At 70.4% G+C, this 13,952-nt stretch carries 14 protein-coding genes and 1 riboswitch; of the genes, 6 read left to right on the forward strand and 8 right to left on the reverse strand.

Annotation, left to right across the window (positions count from 1 at the left end):
- Positions 1-127: 127 nt before the first annotated feature.
- From OG373_RS13120 to OG373_RS13140, 5 genes are all read right to left on the reverse strand, one after another.
- On the reverse strand, positions 128-1,906 hold the full coding sequence (locus OG373_RS13120) for an ABC transporter substrate-binding protein (RefSeq protein ID WP_405438340.1): 1,779 nt from the start codon (positions 1,904-1,906) through the stop codon (positions 128-130).
- Between the two features lie 74 nt (positions 1,907-1,980).
- Positions 1,981-2,976, reverse strand: coding sequence for an ABC transporter permease (locus OG373_RS13125; protein WP_397732520.1), 996 nt, complete (start codon positions 2,974-2,976; stop codon positions 1,981-1,983).
- A gap of 433 nt (positions 2,977-3,409) precedes the next feature.
- The gene (locus OG373_RS13130) at positions 3,410-4,150 is read right to left on the reverse strand and encodes an enhanced serine sensitivity protein SseB C-terminal domain-containing protein (protein WP_405438342.1); all 741 of its coding nucleotides are present in this window, start codon (positions 4,148-4,150) and stop codon (positions 3,410-3,412) included.
- A gap of 93 nt (positions 4,151-4,243) precedes the next feature.
- The gene (locus OG373_RS13135) at positions 4,244-4,978 is read right to left on the reverse strand and encodes an enhanced serine sensitivity protein SseB (RefSeq protein ID WP_405438344.1); all 735 of its coding nucleotides are present in this window, start codon (positions 4,976-4,978) and stop codon (positions 4,244-4,246) included.
- A 136-nt stretch (positions 4,979-5,114) separates the two neighbouring features.
- A complete protein-coding gene (locus tag OG373_RS13140) occupies positions 5,115-5,771 on the reverse strand; it encodes an AAA family ATPase (RefSeq protein ID WP_405438345.1) in 657 nt (218 codons plus the stop codon).
- A 206-nt stretch (positions 5,772-5,977) separates the two neighbouring features.
- Positions 5,978-6,081, forward strand: a riboswitch (glycine riboswitch).
- 172 nt (positions 6,082-6,253) lie between these two features.
- Here OG373_RS13140 and gcvT point away from each other — a divergent pair.
- From gcvT to OG373_RS13165, 5 genes are all read left to right on the forward strand, one after another.
- On the forward strand, positions 6,254-7,369 hold the full coding sequence (gene gcvT / locus OG373_RS13145) for a glycine cleavage system aminomethyltransferase GcvT (RefSeq protein ID WP_189972983.1): 1,116 nt from the start codon (positions 6,254-6,256) through the stop codon (positions 7,367-7,369).
- Between the two features lie 101 nt (positions 7,370-7,470).
- Positions 7,471-7,851, forward strand: coding sequence for a glycine cleavage system protein GcvH (gene gcvH, locus OG373_RS13150; protein ID WP_189972982.1), 381 nt, complete (start codon positions 7,471-7,473; stop codon positions 7,849-7,851).
- 17 nt (positions 7,852-7,868) lie between these two features.
- Positions 7,869-9,125, forward strand: a complete 1,257-nt coding sequence (gene glyA, locus OG373_RS13155) for a serine hydroxymethyltransferase (protein WP_030763890.1) — start codon at positions 7,869-7,871, stop codon at positions 9,123-9,125.
- 360 nt (positions 9,126-9,485) lie between these two features.
- Positions 9,486-10,868: an L-serine ammonia-lyase gene (locus tag OG373_RS13160; protein ID WP_405438348.1), complete on the forward strand. Its 1,383-nt coding sequence runs from the start codon at positions 9,486-9,488 to the stop codon at positions 10,866-10,868.
- A gap of 136 nt (positions 10,869-11,004) precedes the next feature.
- Entirely contained in the window at positions 11,005-11,511 is a 507-nt protein-coding gene (locus tag OG373_RS13165; protein WP_405438349.1) for a hypothetical protein, read from the forward strand.
- 67 nt (positions 11,512-11,578) lie between these two features.
- On the opposite strand, the gene OG373_RS13170 is transcribed toward OG373_RS13165, so the two are convergent.
- Positions 11,579-12,223 (reverse strand): dihydrofolate reductase family protein, encoded by a 645-nt coding sequence (locus tag OG373_RS13170; protein WP_405438351.1) that lies wholly within the window; start codon positions 12,221-12,223, stop codon positions 11,579-11,581.
- A 25-nt stretch (positions 12,224-12,248) separates the two neighbouring features.
- Positions 12,249-12,962, reverse strand: a complete 714-nt coding sequence (locus OG373_RS13175; RefSeq protein WP_398665096.1) for a flavodoxin family protein — start codon at positions 12,960-12,962, stop codon at positions 12,249-12,251.
- A 101-nt stretch (positions 12,963-13,063) separates the two neighbouring features.
- Between OG373_RS13175 and OG373_RS13180 the strand changes: the two genes are divergently transcribed.
- The gene (locus tag OG373_RS13180) at positions 13,064-13,612 is read left to right on the forward strand and encodes a PadR family transcriptional regulator (protein ID WP_189972976.1); all 549 of its coding nucleotides are present in this window, start codon (positions 13,064-13,066) and stop codon (positions 13,610-13,612) included.
- Positions 13,613-13,693: 81 nt separating this feature from the next.
- On the opposite strand, the gene OG373_RS13185 is transcribed toward OG373_RS13180, so the two are convergent.
- Positions 13,694-13,906 carry an EF-hand domain-containing protein gene (locus OG373_RS13185; protein ID WP_397732536.1) on the reverse strand — a complete coding sequence of 71 codons (213 nt, stop codon included), beginning with the start codon at positions 13,904-13,906 and terminating at the stop codon, positions 13,694-13,696.
- Between the last annotated feature and the right edge of the window lie 46 nt (positions 13,907-13,952).

Raw genomic sequence — 13,952 nt, forward strand, 5'->3', positions numbered from 1 at the left:
CTCGGCCTGGCTGCGGCCCGGGGGCGCCCCCTTCCGGAGAGCGCCCCCAAGCCGTAACCGCGGCCATCACCTGCCCTTCGTGCCTAGCGGGTGTGGCACTGGAACACTGAACTGGACGGACGGACGGTTACTTCACGACACCGAGCGAGGCGTAGTCGTAGCGGCCGTTGTAGGCGTCGGTGGTGTAGGCGTTCGTCAGCCGGGTGCTGCGCCAGGTGATCGTCTTGTCGAAGACGAAGGGCAGGTAGACCGCGGCCTCGGAGACCTTCTGGTTCATCTGCTTGTAGATCTCGCCGGCCTTGGTCGGGTCGGTCTCCGCGATGGCGTCGTCGAACAGCTTGTTGATCGCCGGGTCGTTGAGCTCGGAGTAGTTGTTGTTGCCGCTCTGCAGGATGAAGCGACCGTCGACCAGCGGCTGGGAGAAGCCCTGACCGGTCGGGAAGTCGGCGCCCCAGCCCATGATGATGATGCCGTAGTTCTTCTCCTTGACGACCTTCGGCGAACCGATGATCCCGGAGTGCTGGGCGCCGTCGAACTGGTCGACGTCGGCCTCGATGCCGACCTGCTTGAGGGCGTTCTGCAGCGAGACGGCGGTCGCGACCTCGACCGGCTTGTTGTTGCGGACCGCGATGGTGGTCTTGAAGCCGCTCTCCTTGCCACAGGCCTTCAGCGCGGCCTTGGCCTTCTCCAGGTTCGGCTTGCCGTCGTTCTGCAGGACCTCGAACGGGTCGTACTTGGCGTCGGAGCCCTTGATGCCCAGCGGGAGCATGTTGGGGGCGATGTCGCCACCGGCCTGCGGGCCGCCGCGGGCGGTCTGCAGGGACTTCTTGTCGGCCGCGTGGATGACGGCCTTGCGGCACTCGATGTTGTCGAACGGGGCGACGGTCTGCGGCATCACCGCGTACCGGATGAAGCCCGTCTGACCGTTGTCGAGGTTGCCCTTGTGGTCCTTCAGCGCGGTGGCGCGGGCCGCCTGGCCGATGCCGGTCGCGTTGATGTCGACGTCGAACTCGCCGTTCATCAGGCGCTTGTCCATGTCGTCCGCGTTCGCCATGAACGTGACCGAGATGGTGTCCGGGAGCGCCTTGCGGATGGTGTCCGAGTCGGCCTTGAAGTTCTCGTTGCGCGAGAGCTTCATGCTCTTGTTGGGCTCGTACGAGTCGATCTTGTACGGGCCGTTGGAGAAGGGCTTCAGGCCGTACTTGGCCGCGGTGTCCTTGTCCTGCTTGACCGGGCTCGCCGCCGGCATGGCCAGCATCTGCTCGAAGTCACCGTTGGGCGTCGGGAGCTTGAAGATGATGGTCTTCGCGTCCGGGGTCTCGATCGCCTTCAGGCCGAGCTTGTCCGGGGCGGTGTCCTTGTACGGGCCGGGGTACTCGGCCTTCGGGTCCAGGACCTGCTGGATGTAGACCGGACCGCCGGAGATGACGTCCTGCGCCCAGGTGCGCTCGATGCCGTACTTGATCTCCTGGGCCGTGACGGGCGAGCCGTCCTCCCAGGTCACGTTGTCCTTCAGGGTGTACTTGTAGGTCTTGCCGCCGTCGCTGATCTCGGCCTTGGCGGTGGCGAGGTCCGGGATGAGCTCGGTGCTCTGCTGACCGGGGGCGGGCTTGAAGCTGACCAGCTGGCGCGTGTAGTAGCGGGAGAAGTCCCACATGAAGCCGTAGTAGCCGCGCTGCGGGTCCCACGAGTCGGCGTCCTGGGTACCGACGAACTTGAGTTCGCCGCCCTTCTTGTCCGACGCGTTGGAGACCTTGTCGATGCCGGCGTTGAAGGCACCGCCGCCGGCGGTCGCCTTCTCGTCCTTGGAGCCGTCTCCGCCACAGGCGGTCGCGGTCAGCATGACCGCGAGCACGACGGCCGTGCCGGCAGCAAGTCTGCGCTTCGACGTGCGATGGGTAGTCACGATGCTCGCAACCCTCCGTTGTAGTTCCGGTGTACGTACGGCACGAAGCCGGTTCCTGGTTGGCCCTGCGTCGGCTAGCGGGAGCCCTTCGGGTCGAGGGCGTCACGGACGCCGTCGCCGAAGAGGTTGAAGGCCAGCACGGTGATGAAGATCGCCACGCCGGGGAAGATCATGAAGAGCGGATCGTCCTCGTAGGTACGCACGGCCGTGGAGAGGGTTTCTCCCCAGGACGGCGTGGGCGGCTTGACGCCGACTCCGAGGAAGCTGAGGGCCGCCTCGGTCAGCACGTTGGTGGGGATCATCAGCGTCGCGTAGACGGTGATGGGCGCCACCAGGTTCGGGAGCAGTTCGCGGAAGAGGATGTAGAAGCGGCCGGCGCCGAGGCTGCGGGCGGCCTCCACGTACTCGCGCTCGCGCAGCGACAGGGTCTGGCCGCGGACGATCCGGCCGATGTACGGCCAGCCGAAGAATCCGATGACCAGCACCAGTACGGCGATGCGCAGGCCCGATCCCTCGAAGCCCCACAGCTTGTTGGGGATGACGGAGATCAGCGCGATGATGAAGAGCAGCTGCGGGAAGGCCAGCAGCAGGTCCATGACCCGGCTGATGGCCGCGTCGACCCAGCCGCCGAAGTAGCCGGCGATGATGCCGAAGAAGGTTCCCAGCGAAACCGCCACGAAGGCGGACAGGAAGGCCACGAGCAGCGAGATCCGGGCGCCGTAGACGATCCGGCTGAAGACGTCGCGGCCGTTGACCGGCTCGATGCCGAGCAGGAAGTCGCCGCTCATGCCGCCCCAGTCGCCGACCGGCAGGCCGAGCAGCGGGTCGAGGAGGTCCTCGTGCAGCTCCTCCGGCGGGTGCCCGAGGGCCTTGACGATCAGCGGCGCGAAGATCGCGACGAGGATCAGCAGCAGCACGATGACGCCGCCGGCCAGCGCGACCTTGTCGCGCTTCAGCCGCAGCCAGGCGATCTGCCACGGGGAGCGGCCCTCGATCGCCTTCTGCGGAACCTCGGGGGTGGCCACGGCCGCGGGCTCGGCCGCGCTGGTGTCGTGCAGTGGTGCCGTCATCGTGGTGGGGACCCCTCTCGGCCGACGGTGGCCGGCCCATGCCCGCCGCTGTGGCGGCTTGGTTCAATCGGCGTCGCTGGTGGTGCGATTGGCGAGAAATGTGCCTGAAGTGCACGTGAAGAGCTGGCGCTTGCGAGATGGACCGGCCTTCGGTGGGGTGGAGTCTTCAACGCCCTCTCGAGCGCCCGCCAGACCTGCCGGGGATGTGATGCGCAACCGTGATCTACGCCTACACCTTCCGTTATCCGAACCCCGGGATCTGTTGAGCGGTGAAACACCGCCCGTTCGGCACGGAACGGACATCCGACCCAACTACCCCTTCAGGCATGGATCTTGTGCGGATTCACCGGATATGCCGAAGGCCGCACCGATGGGACCGGTGCGGCCTTCGAGATGGATGTCTCAATATGCGGGATATCGCGCGATGCCCGGGTCAGTACGCCGGAGCCTGGCCCTCGCGGTCGTAGAAGGGGCGGGTCTGCGCGCGCAGCCACATGGCCACGGGGTCGTGCTCGTCCGCGAGCGCGACCGTGCACACCGGGACCCCCTCGGGGACCACCCCGACCGACTGGCGCATCATCTCCCGTACGGATTCCAGCGCGGGCGCGGAGGCGTCGTACAGGTCGAGCCCGACCGCGAGGTACGGCGAGCCAAGCGCGGGCTGCACCCAGGCGCGGCGCAGCGACCGGACGGCCGGGGTGCGGTGCGCGTGCTGGGTCAGCAGCCCGTAGAACTGCGGCAGCTCGATCGCGGGCTCGGACAGGCGCAGCGGGCCGGCCGGCATCCGCTCCAGGCCGGTGGCGATCCGTCGCAGGTCGGCCCAGGGCACGCCGAGGCCGCCCCCCTGGGCGTGCGGGTTGAGCCACAGGCCCCAGCGGTCCGGGTACAGCGCGCGGGCGATGTCCCGCCCGGTGACCACCTCGTAGCCCCGGTTCCAGCCGCTGGCGGCCAGCTCCTGGGGGGAGGTGACGCAGGGCGCGTAACCGAGGCTCTCGACCTCCATGCCGCCGTACTGGGCGTCCGGGGAGCCCGGCTGCCCCTGCCAGAGCAGCATCCACAGCCGGCCCTCGGAGAGGGCATGCAGGAGTGACTCGTAACTCTCGTAGCGCCCGGGAGTCACCTGGCGCATCATGTGCTCGACCTGCCCGGCCGCGGCCGTGCCTGACGCACTCACCCGGAACCCCTCTTCGTCCGCCCGTCGCTCCACGCGTGCCCTCCGAACCGGCATCACGCGTGCGGCCAGGAGATGTAACCAGCTTAAGCGGCCCTACGGGACGTAGAAGGGGCGTACGCGCTCACGAATCCAGTCCGTGACCGGGTCCTGGACCGCATCCAGCAGGATCAACTGCACGGGCCACTGCGGCGGGACGCGCGTCAGGGCCCGTCCGAGGGCCTCCATCGGCGCGCCCTGCATCTCCGGTTCCCATCCCACCAGGCGGACACCGATGAACAGCTGGGGCGCCCCGCCCTCGACGCTGGCGAGGCAGCGGTGCGCCGCGGCGACCACCCCGGTGGCACGGAACTCCTCGGTGGCGGCGGCCAGGAAGTCCACCGGATCGTCCTGCCAGTCGGGCTCGTAGAGCCGGACGCGGCCGCCGGTGGCGGGGCCGTCGAGCAGGGTCCGTCCGGTACGGCAGAGCTCGGCGACGGCGGGCGGCGGGAGCGGTACGCCGACGGCGCCCTCGGGGTTGAGGGCGATGCCGAGCTGCGGGGGCAGGCCGCGGGCGAACTCGACGGCGGGCGCCACCGCGAAGTCCATGCCGGGGCCGACGCAGGCGAGGAACTGGGCCTCGGAGCTGTAGACGGGCACGTACGCCGCCCCGCCGATGTCCATGGTGGGCAGGTCGAGCCCGCCCGTCGCCTGTGTGGCGCCGCCCGGCAGGGGCACCCACACCTGGCTGCGCCCGAGGACCTCGAGGATCCGCCCGCCGGCGTCCGGCTGCCCGAGCGCCGCCCCGAGCACCTGCTCCAGCTCATTCCCCGGCCAGCCGCTGCCCTGCATGTCCCGTGCCTCCGTGATCCCGCCGCGTGTCGCCCCGCAGGGTACCGGCCCGGCGTGCCGCACCGCTGCCGGGGGCCGCCCCCGGACCCCGTGCCTCGAACGCCGTCGGGGCCCGATCGTCCGGCCCGCCGGCGGCTCAGCCGTGGAAGTGGATCCCGGTCACGGCTGCGGCCGAGCGTCGGTCCAGCAGGGTCGCCGAGGCGCAGCCCGCGGGCGGGCGCCCCGCTTCGGCCTCGCGGAGCAGGCGGGCCACCGCACCGCGGTGGCGGGCGAAGGCGTACACGGACACCCGGCGGCCGCGCGCGGCCTGCCCGGAGAGGGCCTCCTCGGGGCTGCTGTCCAGCAGGAGCAGGTGCAGCGACCGGCCCCGGCGGCGGGCGGCGGCCGCGAGCAGCCCCCGTACCCAGCTCTGCGTACCGCAGTCGTGGACGACCACGGAGGCCCCTGAGCGCAGGATCCGCCACAGCCCCCAGTAGTGCGCGGCGCGCACCAGCGGCCGGTACACCGCGTACGGGAGGGCGGCGGGCATGCTCCGCTCCCAGCGTTCGCGGGTGTCCTGGGAGTCGACGGCCCCGCCCTCGGCGGCCGCCCGCTTGATCAGGGTGCTCTTGCCGCCGCCGGGCAGGCCGGACACCACGACGATGTCCCCGGCCGCGAAGCCGAGCGGCTGGGGGGTGCGCACGGCGGGGCCGCGCAGGTCGCGCACGAGGCCGAGGCCGGCGTCGGCCGCCTTCCTGCGGCCCTGCGCGCCCCGCTGCGCCGGCACCGCCTCCACGGTTCCCGTCGTCGTCACCACTCCGAATCTCCGCACAGTGTTCGCCTCCCCCGAATCGGGTCGCCAGGACCCTTGCCCACTGAGTGTAAAGAGACGGTAATCCGGCGGCGCCGGTTCCGGTCGGACCCTTCGGAGGGCCGTACGAACTTTCGGCCCCCACCGCCCGATGCCGGGCATGGCGTGCAATGATGTGCGCCATCTGGACCAACTGCATACCGGCCGCTTGAATCCGCGCGGGAGAGTCCCGGCACGCCGCAAGGCCGTGCGCGGGCGCCGAAGGAGCAAGAACCTCCCTTGAATCTCTCAGGCCCCGTACCGCGTGGATGAGGCAGATCTGAAAAGCGAGCTGCTGCGCAGCTCCACCCAAGGTGCAAGTCGATGAGACCCGGCGATCTGCTGATCGGCGGAACTCTCGGCGAACCTCTCAGGTTCCGATGACAGATGGGGAGGAACGTCCTCGTCATGTCATGTCGATGCCCTGGGACCCGGGAGCCACACCCATGAGCACTGCCCCCCGCCTGACCGCCCTCGATGCGCTGCACCGCTCGCTCGGTGCGACCATGACCGACTTCGCGGGCTGGGACATGCCGCTGCGGTACGCCAGCGAGCGCGACGAGCACAACGCCGTCCGTACGAAGGCCGGTCTCTTCGACCTCTCCCACATGGGCGAGATCACACTGACCGGCCCGGAGGCCGTCAAGGCCCTGGACCACGCGCTGGTCGGCAACATCTCCACCGTCGGTGTCGGCCGCGCCCGCTACACGCACATCTGTCAGGAGGACGGCGGGATCGTCGACGACCTGATCGTCTACCGCCTCGGCGAGACCGAGTACATGGTCGTCGCCAACGCCTCCAACGCCCAGGTCGTCCTGGACGCCCTGACCGAGCGTGCCGCCGGCTTCGACACCGAGGTCCGCGACGACCGCGACGCGTACGCGCTGCTCGCGGTGCAGGGTCCGGAGTCCCCCGGCATCCTGGCCTCCCTGACCGACGCCGACCTGGACGGCCTCAAGTACTACGCCGGCCTGCCGGGCACCGTCGCGGGCGTGCCCGCGCTGATCGCGCGTACGGGCTACACGGGCGAGGACGGCTTCGAGCTGTTCGTCTCCCCCGAGCACGCCGTCGAGCTGTGGCAGGCGCTGACCAAGGCCGGCGAGGGCGTCGGCCTGGTCCCGGCCGGCCTGTCCTGCCGCGACACCCTGCGCCTGGAAGCGGGCATGCCGCTGTACGGGCACGAGCTGACCACCTCCCTCACCCCGTTCGACGCGGGCCTGGGCCGGGTCGTGAAGTTCGAGAAGGAGGGGGACTTCGTCGGCCGCGCCGCGCTGGAGGCCGCCGCCGAGCGTGCCGCCACCAACCCGCCGCGCAAGCTGGTCGGTCTGATCGCCGAGGGCCGCCGCGTTCCGCGCGCCGGGTTCCCGGTCGTCGCCGACGGTCAGGTCATCGGCGAGGTCACCTCCGGCGCCCCGTCCCCGACGCTGGGCAAGCCGATCGCGATGGCGTACGTGGACGCGGCGCACGCCGCGCCCGGTACCTCCGGCGTAGGCGTCGACATTCGCGGTACGCATGAGCCGTACGAGGTCGTGGCGCTGCCGTTCTACAAGCGGCAGAAGTAACCCCACGTACCACGTCCGCCGTACGGGAACCCGTACGGCGCCGTCTCAGTACCCAAGACCACAGTTCGTATCCACTCCCCCGCATCCAGGAGAATCAGGTCATGAGCAACCCCGAGAAGCTGCGTTACACCAAGGAGCACGAGTGGCTGTCGGACGCCGTGGACGGCGTCGCGACGGTCGGCATCACGGAGTTCGCGGCCAACGCGCTCGGTGACGTCGTCTACGCCCAGCTCCCCGAGGTCGGCGACACCGTGACCGAGGGCGAGACCTGCGGCGAGCTGGAGTCGACGAAGTCGGTCAGCGACCTGTACTCCCCGGTCACCGGTGAGATCGTCGAGGCCAACCAGGACGTCGTGGAGGACCCGGCGCTCGTGAACACCGCCCCGTTCGAGGGTGGCTGGCTCTTCAAGGTCCGCCTCTCGGAGGAGCCGAAGGACACGCTCTCCTTCGAGGAGTACGCCAAGCTCACCGCCGGTAACTGACACCCCAGGGGATCCTGATGTCTGTACTGAACACCCCGCTCCACGAGCTCGACCCGGACGTCGCCGCCGCTGTCGACGCCGAGCTCGTACGCCAGCAGTCCACCCTGGAAATGATCGCGTCGGAGAACTTCGCTCCGGTCGCCGTCATGGAGGCCCAGGGTTCGGTCCTGACCAACAAGTACGCCGAGGGCTACCCGGGCCGCCGTTACTACGGTGGCTGCGAGCACGTCGACGTGGTCGAGCAGATCGCGATCGACCGCATCAAGGCACTGTTCGGCGCCGAGGCCGCGAACGTCCAGCCGCACTCCGGTGCGCAGGCCAACGCCGCCGCGATGTTCGCGCTGCTGAAGCCGGGCGACACGATCATGGGCCTCAACCTGGCCCACGGCGGTCACCTGACCCACGGCATGAAGATCAACTTCTCCGGCAAGCTCTACAACGTGGTCCCGTACCACGTCGACGAGACCGGCGAGGTGGACATGGCCGAGGTCGAGCGCCTCGCCAAGGAGTCCAAGCCGCAGCTGATCGTCGCCGGCTGGTCCGCCTACCCGCGCCAGCTGGACTTCGCCGCCTTCCGCCGCATCGCGGACGAGGTCGGCGCGTACCTGATGGTCGACATGGCGCACTTCGCCGGCCTGGTCGCCGCGGGTCTGCACCCGAACCCGGTGCCGCACGCCCACGTCGTCACCACGACCACGCACAAGACCCTCGGCGGTCCGCGCGGCGGTGTCATCCTGTCGACGCAGGAGCTGGCCAAGAAGATCAACTCCGCGGTCTTCCCGGGTCAGCAGGGCGGCCCGCTGGAGCACGTGATCGCGGCCAAGGCGGTCTCCTTCAAGGTCGCGGCCTCGCCCGAGTTCAAGGAGCGCCAGGAGCGCACCCTGGAGGGTGCGAAGATCCTCGCCGCCCGCCTGGTCCAGGACGACGTCAAGGCCGTGGGCGTGGACGTCCTCACCGGTGGCACCGACGTGCACCTGGTCCTGGTCGACCTGCGCAACTCCGAGCTGGACGGTCAGCAGGCCGAGGACCGCCTCCACGAGGTCGGCATCACGGTCAACCGCAACGCCATCCCGAACGACCCGCGGCCGCCGATGGTCACCTCGGGTCTGCGGATCGGTACGCCGGCCCTGGCCACCCGCGGTTTCGACGCCGAGGCCTTCACCGAGGTCGCCGAGATCATCGCGCAGGCCCTGAAGCCCGCGTACGACAGCGAGGCCCTGAAGGCTCGCGTCTCCGCGCTCGCCGCGAAGTTCCCGCTGTACCCGACGCTCTAGCCGGGGGCCGGTCACCGGCCACGAAGGGGCCCGGCCTTGTTCCCGCACAGGCCGGGCCCCTTTCGTCTTCCTCCCCACGCAGCCGCACGCAGCCGCACGCCTCACGCGGCCGCACCTCCCCGTACCGCTCCGCCCGCCCCCTCTCCCCGCCCGACGGCCCCGGCGCCGTCCCCACCGGGGCGCGCGGGGCCCGGGACCGCGGACCGGCACCCGCCCGACCCGTCCGCGTAATACATCCCACCTCGTCCGGCAGCCGGCGCGTTCACCTCACCGCGTTAAGCTCGTCTGCCGGACAAAATCCGAATAATCCACCTCTCCTGCCCCCTCCCACCCCACGAGCAGACAAGGGAGTCCGCCACCGTGGCCATCTCCGTCTTCGATCTCTTCTCCATCGGTATCGGTCCCTCCTCCTCCCACACGGTCGGTCCGATGCGGGCCGCGCGCATGTTCGTGACGCGGCTGAAGAAGGACGGCGTGCTGGCCCAGACCGCCTCCGTCCGGGCCGAGCTCTTCGGGTCCCTCGGCGCGACCGGCCACGGGCACGGCACCCCCAAGGCGGTGCTCCTCGGCCTGGAGGGCCACTCCCCCCGCACGGTGAACGTCGAGACCGCCGACGACGAGGTCGAGCGCATCCGCAGGACCGGCCGGCTGCGGCTTATGGGCGCGGAGATAGGTGACGTCCACGAGATCGCCTTCGACGAGCCGAACCAGCTGATCCTGCACCGCCGGCGCTCCCTGCCGTACCACGCGAACGGCATGACGCTCTTCGCGTACGACACCGCGGGCACCCCGCTGCTGGAGAAGACCTACTACTCGGTCGGCGGCGGCTTCGTCGTGGACGAGGACGCGGTCGGCGAGGACCGGATCAAGCTCGACGACACGGTGCTGAAGTACCCCTTCCGCTCCGGCGACGAGATGCTGCGCCTCGCGAACGAGACCGGGCTGTCGATCTCCTCCCTGATGCTGGAGAACGAGAAGGCCTGGCGCACGGAGGAGGAGATCCGCGAGGGCCTCCTGGAGATCTGGCGCGTCATGCAGTCCTGCGTCTCGCGCGGCATGTCCCGCGAGGGCATCCTCCCCGGCGGCCTGCGGGTCAAGCGCCGGGCCGCCTCCACGGCGCGCCAGCTGCGCACCGAGGGCGACCCGATGCTGCACCGCAGCGAATGGGCGACGATCTACGCGATGGCGGTCAACGAGGAGAACGCGGCCGGCGGCCGGGTCGTGACCGCGCCGACCAACGGCGCCGCGGGCGTCCTGCCGGCCGTGCTGCACTACTACATGAACTTCGTGCCGGGCGCGGACGAGGACGGCGTGGTCCGCTTCCTCCTCGCCGCGGGCGCGATCGGCATGCTCTTCAAGGAGAACGCCTCGATCTCCGGCGCCGAGGTCGGCTGCCAGGGCGAGGTGGGCTCCGCCTGCTCGATGGCGGCCGGCGCCCTCGCCGAGGTGCTCGGCGGCACCCCGGAGCAGGTCGAGAACGCGGCCGAGATCGGCATGGAGCACAACCTGGGTCTGACCTGCGACCCGGTCGGCGGCCTCGTCCAGATCCCGTGCATCGAGCGCAACGGCATGGCGGCCGTCAAGGCCGTCACCGCGGCCCGGATGGCGATGCGCGGCGACGGCAGCCACAAGGTGTCCCTCGACAAGGTCATCAAGACCATGAAGGAGACCGGCGCCGACATGAAGGTCAAGTACAAGGAGACCGCCCGCGGCGGCCTCGCGGTCAACGTCATCGAGTGCTGACGCACACCGCGTGACACGGGGAAGGGCCCGGCGCTCGCGCCGGGCCCTTCCCCGTCCGGAACCGGAACCGCGGGGCCCCCAGTGGCGTCCCAGGCTGTGCCACCAGTCCCCGTCTCTCGAGAATCGAGGGGACGTCATGATCCACTCCCGTCTCCGGCAGTCCATGGCCCTGGCAACCGGCGCGCTGCTCGCCGCCTGCCTCTCCTTCGCCGCCCCTGCCTCGGCCTCCTCCATCACCGCCACCGAGGCACAGGCCCAGACCCCGCTCGTCGTCAATGCCCGCTGGGCCGGGCACCCCTCGTACGACCGGATCGTCATCGACCTTCAGGGGTACGTCCCCACGGTGACCGTCACCCCTGTCAACCAGCTGATCTACGACGGTTCCGGGAAGCCCGTGCCGCTGCCCGGGAAGTACTTCCTGGAGATCCGCCTCAACCCGGCCGCCGCGCACAACGACGCGGGCGGGAACGTCTACCAGGGCCCCAAGCTCCAGCAGATCAACCTCAGCAAGCTCAAGGGCATCGCCCTGACCGGCGACTACGAGGGGTACGTGACCTTCGGCGCCGCCTTCGACACCCTGCCGTACTACCGCGCGTTCGCCCTGCACGCGCCGGAGCGGTACGTGGTGGACATCGCGCACTGAGCCGGTCCGCCGGCCGCCGGGCCCGGGGCGTCCCACGCCCCGGGCCTCGCCGTCGGCCCCCGTCCCCTCACCTCCGCCAGAACAAGTGGTGCTTCACACCGCTGGGGCTGGGCACGACGTCGAGGTGGAACCGGTCGAGCAGCTCCTCTGGGGACTCCCAGAGCCTGGCCCCGGATCCGAACTCCACCGGCGCGACCGCCACGTGCAGGGTGTCGACGAGGTCCGCGTCGAGGAACTCCCGGACGGTGGTGGCCCCGCCGCCGAGCCGGACGTCCTTGCCCTGCGCCGCGTCCCGCGCCGCGGCGAGGACCGTCGCCGGGTCTCCGGCGACGAAGTGGAACGTGGTGTCGGAGAGCGTGAACGAAGGACGCGGGTGGTGGGTCATCACGAACACGGGGGTGTGGAACGGGGGCTCCTCGCCCCACCAGCCGCGCCAGTCGTGATCGGCCCAGGGGCCGCGCTGGGGCCCGAACTTGTTGCGGCCCATGATCTCGGCGCCGATGTTGTGCGCGAAGTCCCGGGTGAAGTAGTCGTCGAGGCCGCGGCTTCCTCCGGGGTCGGTGCGGTTGGGCCAGCTCGCCGTCGCTCCGGCCCAGGCGAACAGCGCGCCGGGATCGGCGTCACCGAACGGCCGCTCCAGGCTCTGGTTCTCGCCGGCGCCGAATCCGTCGCGCGAGACACCGAAGTTCTGGACTCTCAGCAGTTGCTGCATGGCTGCGTGCCTCTCCGGGGCGGGCTCAGCGGTGCTCGGGGTTGGGGAAGTCGAAGCGGCAGCCCGCGTCCCACTGCGCGCGCTGGTTGCCGTGCGCCGGGATGCCGCCCGAGCGCTTGAGCAGGGCGGCCAGGTGCATGAGGTTCCAGGACATGAAGGCGGTGTTGCGGTTGGTGAAGTCGTTCTCGGGGCCGCCCGAACCGGGATCCAGGTACGAGGGTCCGGGCCCGGCCTCGCCGATCCAGCCCGCGTCGGCCTGCGGCGGGATCGTGTAGCCGAGGTGCTGGAGGCTGTAGAGGATGTTCATGGCGCAGTGCTTGACGCCGTCCTCGTTGCCGGTGATCAGCGCGCCCCCGACCCGCCCGTAGTAGGCGTACTGGCCCTGGTCGTTCAGCAGCGAGGAGCAGGCGTAGAGCCGCTCGATGACCTGCTTCATCACGGAGCTGTTGTCGCCGAGCCAGATGGGGCCGCACAGGACGAGGATGTCGGCGTCCATGACCTGGCTGTAGAGGACCGGCCACTGGTCGCTCTCCCAGCCGTGCTCGGTCATATCGGGCCAGACCCCGGTCGCGATGTCGTGGTCGACGGCGCGGACCAGGGAGGTCCGGGCGCCGGCGGCTTCCATGACCGCGCGGCTCTTGTCGATCAGGCCCTCGGTGTTGCTGGTCTCGGGCGAACGCTTGAGCGTGCAGTTCACGTAGAGGGCGGTCAGGTCCGAGTAGTCGTATGCGGCAGCCACTCCCCCAGCCTGGACAGGGCGGCCCGCCTCCGCCACCGGGGGACGGCCGTACGGAGGCGGCCCCGGCGTGGCCCGCACTGCGGCGAACCTAGGATGACCGCATGTCGCTCCCCCACGCCATCCTCACCGCCCTGCTCGAGAAGCCCTCGTCCGGGCTGGAGCTGACCCGGCGGTTCGACAAGTCGATCGGGTACTTCTGGTCGGCGACGCATCAGCAGATCTACCGTGAGCTGGGGCGGCTGGAGGAGGCCGGGCTGATCCGGGAGCTGCCCAGCGAGGTGCCCGTGCGGGGGCAGAAGAAGGAGTACGAGGTGCTGCCGGCCGGTGGCGCGGAGCTGGCCCGGTGGGTCGGTGAGAGCCAGGACCCCAAGCCGATGCGCGACCCGCTGCTGCTGCGGATCCGCGCCGCGGGTGTGGTGGGGCCGCAGGGGCTCGGCCCCGAGCTGCGGCGCCACCTGGAGCTGCACCGGCGCCAGCTCGCACAGTACGAGGCCATCGAGGAGAAGGACTTCCCGCCGGGGCGGGACGCCGTGGAGGACCGGCTGCGCCGGCTCGTGCTGCACGGCGGGATCGCCCTGGAGACGTTCTGGCTGCACTGGCTGGAGGAGGCCCTCACCGAGGTCGAGGACATGTCCGGCCCGCAGGCCTGACTCCGGTACGCGGGGCGCCGGGGCGGGACGCACGCTGCCGCCCCGCCCCGGCGGTCCGGGACGGGGCGGCAGCGGGAGGGACTACTTGTTCAGGGAGGCCCAGAACTCGTCGAAGCTCAGCAGGCCGTCGCCGTTCGCGTCCTTGGCGGCGATCACGGCGTCCGCGACGGGGGCGGTGACGAACGGGTCGCCCATGGCCGCCATGGCCGCCTTGAACTCGTCGGCCGTGACGAAGCCGTCACCGTTCACGTCGAACTTGCCGAACGTCGTCCGTGCGCTCTCGATGTCCGCCACTGGGTCCACTCCTTCTTGATGCCTTACTGACCGGCTCAGGGTAGCG

The organism is Streptomyces avidinii, assembly GCF_045161815.1.
In the GTDB taxonomy this organism is placed as follows: Bacteria; Actinomycetota; Actinomycetes; order Streptomycetales; family Streptomycetaceae; genus Streptomyces; species Streptomyces avidinii.

Bases quoted from the DNA above. Each gene is read 5' to 3' on its own strand.
- OG373_RS13165 (WP_405438349.1), top strand. From the start codon at position 11,005: ATGATCCACTCCCGTCTCCGGCAGTCCATGGCCCTGGCAACCGGCGCG.
- gcvT (WP_189972983.1), top strand. From the start codon at position 6,254: ATGAGCACTGCCCCCCGCCTGACCGCCCTCGATGCGCTGCACCGCTCG.
- OG373_RS13170 (WP_405438351.1), bottom strand. From the start codon at position 12,223: ATGCAGCAACTGCTGAGAGTCCAGAACTTCGGTGTCTCGCGCGACGGA.
- glyA (WP_030763890.1), top strand. From the start codon at position 7,869: ATGTCTGTACTGAACACCCCGCTCCACGAGCTCGACCCGGACGTCGCC.
- gcvH (WP_189972982.1), top strand. From the start codon at position 7,471: ATGAGCAACCCCGAGAAGCTGCGTTACACCAAGGAGCACGAGTGGCTG.
- OG373_RS13125 (WP_397732520.1), bottom strand. From the start codon at position 2,976: ATGACGGCACCACTGCACGACACCAGCGCGGCCGAGCCCGCGGCCGTG.
- OG373_RS13180 (WP_189972976.1), top strand. From the start codon at position 13,064: ATGTCGCTCCCCCACGCCATCCTCACCGCCCTGCTCGAGAAGCCCTCG.
- OG373_RS13135 (WP_405438344.1), bottom strand. From the start codon at position 4,978: ATGCAGGGCAGCGGCTGGCCGGGGAATGAGCTGGAGCAGGTGCTCGGG.